The organism is Halothiobacillus sp. (assembly GCF_027346185.1).
Classification (GTDB): Bacteria; Pseudomonadota; Gammaproteobacteria; order Halothiobacillales; family Halothiobacillaceae; genus Halothiobacillus.
This window is the reverse complement of the sequence record NZ_DAIESY010000137.1, coordinates 1-10,223: the sequence shown is the minus strand read 5'-3', so window position 1 is coordinate 10,223 and position 10,223 is coordinate 1. Positions and strand designations below refer to the sequence as shown.

Annotated in this window: 11 protein-coding genes and 1 riboswitch; of the genes, 4 read left to right on the top strand and 7 right to left on the bottom strand. The window is 54.9% G+C overall.

Annotation, left to right across the window (positions count from 1 at the left end):
- Positions 1-336 (top strand): glycosyltransferase (locus tag M7R55_RS10045; protein WP_298220276.1); only part of this gene is annotated, 336 nt, incomplete at its 5' end.
- 181 nt (positions 337-517) lie between these two features.
- Positions 518-1,921, top strand: a complete 1,404-nt coding sequence (locus M7R55_RS10040; protein ID WP_298220275.1) for an undecaprenyl-phosphate glucose phosphotransferase — start codon at positions 518-520, stop codon at positions 1,919-1,921.
- A 28-nt stretch (positions 1,922-1,949) separates the two neighbouring features.
- Here the strand turns inward: M7R55_RS10040 and murU are convergent, their stop codons facing one another.
- The 5 genes from murU to M7R55_RS10015 form a co-directional block, all read right to left on the bottom strand.
- The gene (gene murU / locus M7R55_RS10035) at positions 1,950-2,642 is read right to left on the bottom strand and encodes an N-acetylmuramate alpha-1-phosphate uridylyltransferase MurU (protein WP_298220277.1); all 693 of its coding nucleotides are present in this window, start codon (positions 2,640-2,642) and stop codon (positions 1,950-1,952) included.
- Positions 2,643-2,685: 43 nt separating this feature from the next.
- Complete coding sequence (locus M7R55_RS10030; RefSeq protein ID WP_298220274.1) at positions 2,686-4,170, bottom strand: TolC family outer membrane protein; 1,485 nt, start codon at positions 4,168-4,170, stop codon at positions 2,686-2,688.
- Positions 4,171-4,478: 308 nt separating this feature from the next.
- A complete protein-coding gene (locus M7R55_RS10025) occupies positions 4,479-5,144 on the bottom strand; it encodes a protein-L-isoaspartate O-methyltransferase (RefSeq protein ID WP_298220273.1) in 666 nt (221 codons plus the stop codon).
- A gap of 152 nt (positions 5,145-5,296) precedes the next feature.
- Positions 5,297-5,683 (bottom strand): type II toxin-antitoxin system VapC family toxin, encoded by a 387-nt coding sequence (locus M7R55_RS10020; RefSeq protein ID WP_298220272.1) that lies wholly within the window; start codon positions 5,681-5,683, stop codon positions 5,297-5,299.
- A gap of 34 nt (positions 5,684-5,717) precedes the next feature.
- Complete coding sequence (locus M7R55_RS10015) at positions 5,718-5,960, bottom strand: type II toxin-antitoxin system prevent-host-death family antitoxin (protein WP_298220271.1); 243 nt, start codon at positions 5,958-5,960, stop codon at positions 5,718-5,720.
- A gap of 143 nt (positions 5,961-6,103) precedes the next feature.
- Positions 6,104-6,205: riboswitch (TPP riboswitch) on the top strand.
- Between the two features lie 51 nt (positions 6,206-6,256).
- On the opposite strand from M7R55_RS10015, the gene thiC reads away from it, so the two are divergent.
- The gene (thiC, locus tag M7R55_RS10010; RefSeq protein WP_298220270.1) at positions 6,257-8,146 is read left to right on the top strand and encodes a phosphomethylpyrimidine synthase ThiC; all 1,890 of its coding nucleotides are present in this window, start codon (positions 6,257-6,259) and stop codon (positions 8,144-8,146) included.
- An 85-nt stretch (positions 8,147-8,231) separates the two neighbouring features.
- Positions 8,232-8,708 carry a peroxiredoxin gene (locus M7R55_RS10005; RefSeq protein ID WP_298220269.1) on the top strand — a complete coding sequence of 159 codons (477 nt, stop codon included), beginning with the start codon at positions 8,232-8,234 and terminating at the stop codon, positions 8,706-8,708.
- 33 nt (positions 8,709-8,741) lie between these two features.
- On the opposite strand, the gene M7R55_RS10000 is transcribed toward M7R55_RS10005, so the two are convergent.
- Positions 8,742-9,503, bottom strand: a complete 762-nt coding sequence (locus M7R55_RS10000) for a hypothetical protein (protein WP_298220268.1) — start codon at positions 9,501-9,503, stop codon at positions 8,742-8,744.
- Positions 9,504-9,997: 494 nt separating this feature from the next.
- Positions 9,998-10,223: helix-turn-helix domain-containing protein (locus tag M7R55_RS09995; protein ID WP_298220267.1), on the bottom strand; the 226-nt coding region annotated here is incomplete at its 5' end.

Genomic DNA, 10,223 nt, shown 5'->3' with positions numbered 1-10,223 from the left:
GCCTGCGATATATTCTGTCTGCCTTCGGTGGCGACGACAGAGGCATTTGGTATTGTTCAGACCGAAGCGATGCTCTGCGGAAAACCAATCGTGAATACGAATTTGGGCACCGGGGTGAATGAAGTGGCGCCTCAAGGTGTGTGTGCACTCACTGTGCCGCCGGGTGATGATGGCGCTTTGTCGCAAGCCTTGAACGCGCTGATTGAGTCGCCGGAATATGCGAAGTCACTGGGAGAAGCCGGTAGAAAACGCGCACTTGAGCAGTACAACGTCGAACGGATGGCAGCGGACACTTTGGCTCTGTATGCCACGCTGACGCGTAATCGCGGATGCTAGGTAATAGCAGGCTCGATTGCCCCAAAAAGCGATGAAATTTGCATCGTTTAGCTGGATTCGCAGCCAATTCCTTAAAGTCCGACAGGCTGCTAGGCCGGGAACTGCTGTTGTGAGCGCTTTCCTTGCGTGGTTAAGTGTTTGTATTGGGTAACTGCTTAAACTGTTAGGTTATCTTCAATTTATGTCCACTGCGCTTTTACGCTCACATTCGGCTTTGATCTCGGCGGTCACGCGCACTTTGGATGTGCTGTTGGTCGGATTGGGTGGCTTGTTCGCGTTTTGGCTGCGTTTTGGTGGGGACGTGTCCAATCTGCCAGCCGCCTACGGGACCTTGATGGTGATCGGCGGCCTGCTCGTGGCATTGGTTTTTCCATTGCTGGGTGTGTACGACTCATGGCGCGCAAGAGGCTTGGCTTCCCCTGCACTGCGCGTGGTGGGTGCCTGGTCGTTGGTGTTGATGATCCTGCTGATTTCACTGGTGTTGGTGAAGGAAGCGGAAACCTTCTCTCGGCTCTGGTTGGCTCAGTGGTGGCTCGTCAGCGGCTTGGCATTGGCCATCGAACGGGTGGCAGTGTATTTCGTTTTGCGTGGTCTGCGTCAGCGAGGGATTAACCATCGCAAGGCCGTGGTTGTGGGCTGCGGCCCCCAGGCATTGAATCTGATCAACCGTGCAGAAAAAGAAGGCTGGGCCGGTTTTGATGTGGTGGGTGTGTTTGGTGAGCGCCCTGATGATATGGGTATCGCCGGGCATGAGATTCATCCGCTGAACGAGTTGTTCGATTATGTGTCATCGCATCAGATCGATGAAGTGTGGATTGCTATGCCGCTGGATCAAAGCCAGCAGTTGAAAGGCGTTCTAGAAAATTTGAGATTTTCGACGGCCAATGTGCGTTTCGTGCCGGATTTGTTCGGCTTGTTTTTGATTAATCATGGCGTGTCCGAGATTATGGATGTGCCGATGATCGACCTATCGGCTTCACCTATGACCGGGGCGAATCGGTTAGTAAAAGGCTTAGAAGATCGGGTATTGGCGCTCTTGATCTTGCTGGTCATCAGTCCGCTGCTTCTCGTGATTGCCTTGGGGGTGAAGCTCAGCTCCAAAGGGCCGGTGCTGTACAAGCAAAAACGGCATGGCTGGGATGGACAGCCCTTTACTATTTATAAATTCCGCAGCATGAAAGATGGCGCGGATGAAGAAGGGGATGTTCCCCAGGCTGTGAAGGGCGATAGCCGTGTAACCCGCTTTGGTGCCTTCTTGCGAAGGACGAGTCTGGATGAGTTGCCGCAATTCATTAATGTGCTGCAAGGCCGGATGTCCATTGTCGGCCCGCGTCCACATGCGGTTGAGCATAACGAAATCTATAAGTCTCAAATCGATGGCTATATGCTTCGCCACAAGGTGAAGCCGGGCATCACGGGCTGGGCACAAATCAATGGCTGGCGAGGCGAGACGGATACTCTGGATAAAATGCAAAAGCGCATTGAGTACGATCTGTTCTATATCGAAAACTGGTCATTGGCCTTTGATATAAAAATCATATTTCTCACGGTGTTCCGTGGGTTTGTTCACAAAAACGCGTATTAGCGTTTGAACCATCCTGTTTATCTGGTCTTCATCTGAGATTTGAATGCTCGGCCTGTTCCAGTCGCTCTTGAGTGCCGACATCAATCCACAAGCCAGAAAATACTTGCCCTTGCCCACGCTGGGCGGCGATTTTTTCCCGTAACAGCGTCCCAAGCGCGCGTCGTCCTTCGGGTAATCCGGAAAACATCGATTTTTGATAGAGGCCGATGCCGGCATAGGTGAGGCAGGTGGCCGCTTCCTGCGTGTCTGCCGGGCACAATCCCAGTCGTTGTTGGTCAAGCGAAAAATCGCCCTTGGGGTGATGTTTGGGGTTGGCGACCATCACCAGTCGAAAATCGGTTTCAGGGTTGAGAGGGTTGTTGAGCAATTCTTCAAACGGGAAATCGGTGAAGATGTCGCCATTGACCAGAATAAAGGTGTCACTGAGCAGCGCCACGGCATGGCGAATGCCGCCTGCGGTTTCCAGGGCTTCGGGCAGGTGGTTTTCCCATGAGTAGTGTAGGCGAACCTGCCAGCGGCTGCCATCACCCAACGCGGCGGGGATTTGTTCGGCCAAATGGTTGAGGTTGATGACGATGTCGGTGATGCCCGCCTTGGCCAGTCGTTCGATGTGGTGAACGATCAGCGGTTTGCCTTGTATGGGGATGAGCGGCTTGGGGATGTGATCGGTGAGTGGCCGTAGGCGTTCGCCCCGGCCCGCGGCAAGGATCATAGCGCGAATGGGATGAGTTGCGGCGGACATGGGGGTTTGGCGTGACTCAGATTTAGTGTTGATCTGCCGCTTTGGACTCGACCGTTTTTGCCGCACGTTGGATGACGCGCTCGATCATTTGCTGTTGGGATTTTGAGCTTTCCTTCCCGCTGTTCATCAGTGGTGCAATCAGGGCGTTGATTTTGCCCGGCACGAGCTGGGCGTTGACGGCCTTGATGTCATCGAGTGAAAGCTGGCCCGTATCCGCTTTGAGTTTGAGGTAGTTCGTCAGGTAGCTGTAGCGGGCATTCAAGAAGTTCGCCATGGCGCTGAACACCTGAATCTGCGCATTGAGTACATCGACAATGGTGCGGGTGCCAACCTGATAACCAGCTTCGGTTGCGGCCAGGCTGGTACGGGCGGATTCTACCGATTGCCCATACGCGGTTATTTCGCTGATGCTGGTGATCACACCCCGGTAATCGTTGGCTGTGCCCTGTTGCACGGTGCGGCGCAGGTTTTCGATTTCGTTCTGTGTTTGCTGATATTGGTAGGCAGCCTGACGTGACTTGGCATTGATCCGTCCGCCGGTATAAAGCGGTACGGAAACTTGTAGGCCAATGCTGGCGGCCAGGTTGCTGGATTGTCGGCCATTGAACTGACTTAGTGTGCTGTTGTAGCCGTATTGCCCGGTCAGATCGACCGTGGGCATTCGGGCTGCGCGGTTGATGGCGATATTCTCCTGGCTGATCTGGCCGCCGATTTGGGCGCTTTGGAGCGAGATATTCTGTTTAGTTGCCAGATTAATCCACTCTTCGGGATTGGCGGGATCCGGGCTGGGTGTTGAAAGGCTTGTCCGGACATCATCAAGCTCGGCGGGCAGTTTGCCGGTGATGGTCGCAAGTAGGGATTGGGCATTCTCAAGCGCATTTCGCGCAGCGATGATATCGGCGTTGGCCTTATCGTAATTGGCCTGTGCATTGGCTACGTCGGTAACGGCCACGAGGCCCACTTCATAGCGTTTTTGGGCTTGCTCCAACTGATTTTTGAATGCCTTTTGACTCGCAACCGCCAGTTGTAGGCTGGCATTGGCTTGCAGCACGGCGAAGTAGGCTGTGCTGGCCCGCAAGAGCAGATCCTGCTGGGCGGATGCGTAGTCGATGTCGGCCTGTTTGGCTTGCAGATCGGCAATGCCCAGATTGAGATTATCGATCCGATTGTAAATTACCTGGTTCAGGCTCAGTCCGAGGTTGCGGCCACTGCCTTCGATGACCGTGGGCGCATTGGGGATGCCATTTGATTTGATCTCGGTTCGGTTGTAGTTCAAACCTGCACTGGCGCCAATTTGCGGTAGCAGATTTGATCGTGCAATGGGGGTGTTTTCCTGAATGGATAACCGCTTCTGCTGAGCTGCAAGCAGCGTTTGATCGTTCTGTTCTGCTAGTGTGACGATATCCATCAGGTTGGCTGAAAAAGCGGGTGAGCCATACGCGCCGATGACCACAAGCGCTGCCAGTACGGTTTTTTTCAACCGACGGGGGTGGAGGTGACTCGTCATGGTTAATTCCTCATCATATTATTAGCCAGCTATCAGTACACTAGCTCAAAGAGAGCCTGGATGGGTAGATATTCTCTGCGCAAATGCAGAAATTCCATCGGGCAACGGGTGTGGCCCGGTAAATCCCCCGGCCCCCCTTTTTTCAAGGGGGGGAATCAGCCCAGCTTCAAGCATAGGCGCTTCCCCCATGTAAGAAGGGGAGTAAATCAGCCCGGCTTCAAACAAAAACGCATCCCCTTTGTAAAAAGGGGAACGAGGGGGATTTAGCATAGTTTCCATAGATGCCTGATGCCGAATCCGGTTGCTACTCACGCAAACGAGAACTGTGGTTTGGGTTCTGCCCCTTTGAGATAGCGTGTGTATGTTTCAAACAGGTTCTGTGTATCGAACTGATCGTTTGCTTGGCGTGTCACCATGGTGGCGGACATGTTCTGTTCAGGTCCGACGATGGCAAACAAACGGCCACCGACATTGAGCTGCTGCCGATAGGATTCGGGAATGCGTTGCACGGCTCCGGTGAGCACGATCACATCAAAGCGTTCGTTGCCAGCCCAGCCGTTGACGGCATCACCGGTTTCGAGCACCACGCGTTCAATGCCCAGCGCGGCGAGTTTCTCCGCGGCCGATTGGGTGAAATCGGAGTAAATATCGACGGTGTGGACGCTTTGCCCCAAATGAGCCAGGCAGGCGGTGAAGAATCCGCTCCCCGTGCCGATTTCCAGTACGCGCTCGTTGGGTGCTACGGCCAATGATTGCAGAATTCGGCCTTCAACAACGGGCGGCAACATGGTTTCGCCGTGGCCGATCGGCAGCGCGATATCAGAGAAGGCGAATTGGCGCTGTTCAGCGGGTACAAAATGTTCGCGTGGAATCTTGAACAGGGTGTCGAGTACCCGTTTGTCCAGCACATCCCAGGGGCGAATTTGTTGCTCAACCATATTGAAGCGGGCGCGTTCAGTATCAAAAGCCATCATGCGGGAGGATCCTGTTTATTTATGCCTGTCGAATAGTGTTCGGCTTCGATCCGGCCGGAAAACCTTCGGATCGAATGGTCAATCAGCCCGCCAATATACCGAATGCGGGCGGCTATGACCATGATTCCTGACGAAGCATCATTGGTCTTAATCTAAATAAGAATAATGGTATCGCTGTAACGGGCGACGGTTTTGTCGTGTGTCATCAGGCGCATGGGCTCAGTGAGTGCCTGTGCGACCAAAATGCGATCAAATGGATCCTGGTGGTGCGGCAAGAGTGTTTTCATAGCGATGGTATGTTCAGCGTCGATCGGTAAGAAGCGGTAGCCCGAATCCTGAAAATAACGCAAAGCATCGTGGCTCGATATGGGCATATCACCCCTGCCAAGTGAAAATTTAATGGCAATTTCCCAAAGCGTGGCCGCACTGATCCATACGGTTGTTTTGGGTGATTGAATACGATCTCGCGCGTCGCTGGGAAGACGGGGGTCGTCCGTGATGGCCCACAGTGCGACGTGGGTGTCGAGTAGGAGGTTCATTTGGCGCTATTGCCTTCAGTGCCCGGTATTTGGTTTATGAATTCGGGTCAGTAAACAAAGCCCGCACAAGATCGTTATGTGCGTCGATCGTTTCTGGAACTTCAAACAATCCTTTGGCGATACCTATTCGCTGGCCTTCAAGTGTATCGATGGGGACGAGCTTGGCAGCTGGGCGGCCATGGCGGGCGATGATGATTTCGCGCTCCCGACCTTGTTCAATCGCTTCGACCAGACGGGAAAGTGTGGATTTGGCTTCCAGCATGTTTACCGAAGACATAGGGTTCTTCCTCTGCTCATACGCATTAGCTAGGATTAGCCAGTTTTTAACGGTTGTCAATCGACTGGGGTGTTTGCGGTTCAAAATAATCGTCGTGCCTCTATTCTCGTTGGACTTTTGACCTCGCCTGATATACGTTCTCTTTCATCGACTGGGGGTGCGGCACATGTTTTGTGTGTCGCTGAGAGAGTCCCTTGGAACCTGATCCGGCTTGCACCGGCGGAGGGAAGTCGGCCGTTAAGTCCTGCGCCCTTCCTCGCCTGCAAGTCACTCATTAATTTAATATGGGGTTTGACATGAGCGCTGTGCCGAGTGATTTTTTAGCCAAAACGGCGGGGTTGTCCGAGTCGGTCATCGCACCGTTTCCTGCCAGTACCAAAATTTACCAGACGGGTTCGCGCCCGGATATTCGTGTGCCGATGCGTGAAGTGACGTTGACGCCGACCAGAACGGATCGTGGCGTGGAAATCAATCCACCGATCACGATTTACGATACTTCAGGCCCGTACACCGATCCTATGGTCAGGATCGACCTGCTCAAGGGGCTCGAACCGCTACGGGCGAACTGGATCGCCGAGCGTGCCGATACCGAAACCTTGAGCGGCCCGTCCTCCGAATATGGCCTGGCTCGTTTGAACGACCCCAAAACGGCAGGCCTGCGTTTTGGTCATATCCGTACGCCCATCAAGGCCAAGTCGGGCAAGAATGTCTCGCAGATGCATTACGCCCGCCAAGGCATCATCACGCCTGAAATGGAATTCGTGGCGATCCGCGAAAACAACCGCTTGAGGGAAATGCGCTCCGATCCGCGTTACAAGGCGCTGCTGCGTCAACACAAGGGCGAGTCCTTCGGTGCGGCGATTCCCGACGAAATTACCCCTGAGTTTGTGCGGGATGAAATCGCCCGTGGGCGCGCCATTATCCCGGCGAACATCAATCACCCTGAAATCGAGCCGATGATTATCGGCCGGAATTTCCGCACGAAAATCAACGGCAACCTCGGCAACTCGGCGACTACTTCCGGTATCGCCGAAGAAGTCGAGAAGATGGTCTGGGGCATTCGCTGGGGCGCGGATACCATCATGGATCTGTCCACCGGCAAGAACATTCACGAAACCCGCGAATGGATTTTGCGCAATTCACCCGTGCCGATCGGCACCGTGCCGATTTATCAGGCATTGGAAAAGGTCAACGGCAAGGCCGAAGACCTCACCTGGGAGATTTTCCGCGACACGTTGATCGAACAGGCGGAGCAGGGCGTGGATTACTTCACCATCCACGCCGGTGTGCTGCTGCGCTATGTGCCGCTGACGGCCGAACGCGTGACGGGCATCGTATCTCGTGGTGGTTCGATCATGGCGAAATGGTGCCTGGCGCATCACAAGGAAAATTTCCTGTACACGCATTTCGAAGACATCTGCGAGATCATGAAGGCCTATGACGTGTCCTTCTCTCTGGGCGACGGCTTGCGCCCCGGCTGCCTGGCCGATGCCAACGATGCGGCGCAGTTCGGTGAGCTGCAAACCCTGGGCGAGTTGACCAAAATCGCCTGGAAGCACGATGTGCAGGTGATGATCGAAGGCCCGGGTCATGTGCCGTTGCAGATGATCAAGGAGAACATGGATAAGGAGTTGGCCGATTGCTACGAGGCACCGTTCTACACGCTCGGCCCGCTGGTGACCGATATCGCCCCCGGCTACGACCACATCACCAGTGGCATCGGCGCGGCGAACATCGGTTGGTACGGCACCGCCATGCTGTGCTACGTGACGCCGAAAGAACATCTGGGGCTGCCGGACAAAGCCGATGTGCGCGAAGGCGTCATCACCTACAAGATTGCCGCCCACGCTTCCGACTTGGCCAAGGGGTTCCCCGGCGTGCAGGTTCGGGATAATGCCTTGTCCAAGGCCCGTTTCGAATTCCGTTGGGCCGACCAGTTCAATCTGGGCCTTGATCCGGAGCGTGCGCGTGAATATCACGATGAAACCCTGCCGGCCGAAGCACATAAGGTGGCGCATTTCTGCTCCATGTGCGGCCCGCATTTCTGCTCGATGAAGATTACGCAGGATGTGCGCGACTATGCCGAAACACTTGGGCTCGACGAGATCGAAGCCATCAAGAAAGGCATGGAAGAAAAGTCGGTCGAGTTTGTGAAAAAGGGCGCCGAGGTGTACGGTCGCATCTGATCGAATGCCGAGAAGTAACCTGTGACCCGCGTTCAATCGGACGCGGGTTTTTTCTGTAAAAGCATAATGTACGGGAGATTGAGCCATGATCGAAGTCGGACAAAAACTGCCGGAAGCCACCTTGTACTACCGGGGTGAGCAGGGCTTGAATGGTTGTTCTGTCACAGAATTGACGGCTGCACAACGCATCGTGCTGTTTGCCGTGCCGGGCGCATTTACCCCTACCTGTTCGGACGCGCATGTGCCCGGTTTTTTAATGCACAACGAGGAGATTCGGGCAAAAGGCATTGACGATATTTTCTGCGTTGCGGTCAATGATCCCTTCGTGATGAAGTTCTGGGGCGAGCACCTGAACGTGGGTGATTCGGTACGCATGGTTTCCGACGGCAATGGGGCATTCACCCGCGCGTTGGGCATGGAGCGAGATATGAGCAATGGTGCCATGGGTATACGCTCCAAGCGCTACGCCATGATCGTGAAAAATGGTGTGGTCGAATGGCTTGGGGTGGACGAATCTGGGCTTGCCAATTCATCCGCCGAGGCGGTGCTCGCGGCGCTGTAATCTAAGTCTTTGAATTGGATTGCTGAAGATTTTTTAACGAGAACGTCGTTGGGGCAGGGGTTGCAGCCATCCCAGCCCTTCCCTGAGTGTTTCCTGTACCGGGGGTGAAAAGCGCTTGATGCGTCCGTGGCTTTGCAGCAAATCATCCTGTGCCCAGGGTTCCACGCGATAGCAAAGCACGGTGTTGTATCGATCGGGTACGTGCAACGTGAGCGGATCGGGCGCGAAAAAACGTTCCAGTGCGCGGGTCAGATCTGTTACGTCGCCCAGTTCATTGCGCCAGATATTGATGCACAGAATGCCGTTTTCGCCCAGTTGCGAAGCCAATTGCGCCAGGCTGCGCGTCGGGATTGGCACCATGCCCTGTTCATCGAAAATATCGACCCAGATGATATCCGCTACCGGAATGGCTTCCAGTTCATCGCTCGCGCAAATGTCGCCAAATTGGAGCTGCAAGCGGGGATGATCGAGATCCAGCCCGAAGTATTGCTGGGCGATGGGCGCGAGTGTGGGGCGAAGATCGTGCGCGTGAACGGAAATATCGGTATATTCCAATAAATATCGCGCCAGCACGCCGCCACCCAGACCATACAAATTAAGGCGGCGTGGATCGGGGTGCAGAACCAGCCCCACGAGCAAGGCGCGGTAGTAACCGAAGGCCAGTTCGGTCGGCTGAGCGGGATACCAGCCGGATTGTGCGGTGTGGTTGCCGAAGTGCAGAGTGATTTCCCCGGCGCTTTCGATGACTTCGATCAGCCCCCAGGCATCGCGCACGGATAGTTTTTTCAGTGTCATCTGCTTAGTGTACTGTTTCGTTCTTGGAGGTACATTCAGCGAGTCGCTGGCCGATTAGATGCAAGGCGCGCTCGCGCCGCAAGGGCCACCCCCTTGCAAGCGGGCGCAACACCGCAGATGATCGGCCAGCGGCTCGCCCGAAGGGAGTCCTCCGAATGCGCCATGACGACGGCGTTGCCGTGCTTGCCAAGGGCGTGGCCATTGCCTGCGCACGGCGCCTTGTCCTGACGCATTCGGAGGACTCTGAAAGTACCTCCAAGAGCGAAACAGTACACTAGCTGGGTGATTATCCAATAATCGGCATCGAATCTAAGTGCGTCGCCGATCACCTCAGTACACGGGCCTCTTGCCCGATGCCTGGATTATTCGCTCATCCCGGAGCCTGTCCAAGTAAATTCGTTAATACTAAATTAGTTATTCGCTCATAGGCCGAGCGAACCCTGGCGTATCGCACCACATCAAAACACACGGATCACCAACGGTAAGCGATGGGCTTATTCGACACCCCATTTAGCCAGTCGATAGCGTAGTTGCCGCAGGCTCAACCCCAAACGCCGGGCGGCCTCGCTGCGATTCCAGCGGGTCGTTTCCAGCGCGCTCAGCACCTGCCGCTGTTCTTCCGCTTCCAAGGCACTGGTCGGCGGCGTAGCGCCCCAAGTCGATTTGACGTCCGGTGGCGAACCCGAATGAAGACCATTCTGCTCGGCCGAAGATTCATAC

Excerpts from the sequence above, each read along its gene's own strand:
- thiC (WP_298220270.1), top strand. The coding sequence starts at position 6,257 with ATGAGCGCTGTGCCGAGTGATTTTTTAGCCAAAACGGCGGGGTTGTCC.
- M7R55_RS10040 (WP_298220275.1), top strand. The coding sequence starts at position 518 with ATGTCCACTGCGCTTTTACGCTCACATTCGGCTTTGATCTCGGCGGTC.
- M7R55_RS10025 (WP_298220273.1), bottom strand. The coding sequence starts at position 5,144 with ATGATGGCTTTTGATACTGAACGCGCCCGCTTCAATATGGTTGAGCAA.
- M7R55_RS10020 (WP_298220272.1), bottom strand. The coding sequence starts at position 5,683 with ATGAACCTCCTACTCGACACCCACGTCGCACTGTGGGCCATCACGGAC.
- M7R55_RS10000 (WP_298220268.1), bottom strand. The coding sequence starts at position 9,503 with ATGACACTGAAAAAACTATCCGTGCGCGATGCCTGGGGGCTGATCGAA.
- M7R55_RS10005 (WP_298220269.1), top strand. The coding sequence starts at position 8,232 with ATGATCGAAGTCGGACAAAAACTGCCGGAAGCCACCTTGTACTACCGG.
- M7R55_RS10015 (WP_298220271.1), bottom strand. The coding sequence starts at position 5,960 with ATGTCTTCGGTAAACATGCTGGAAGCCAAATCCACACTTTCCCGTCTG.
- M7R55_RS10030 (WP_298220274.1), bottom strand. The coding sequence starts at position 4,170 with ATGACGAGTCACCTCCACCCCCGTCGGTTGAAAAAAACCGTACTGGCA.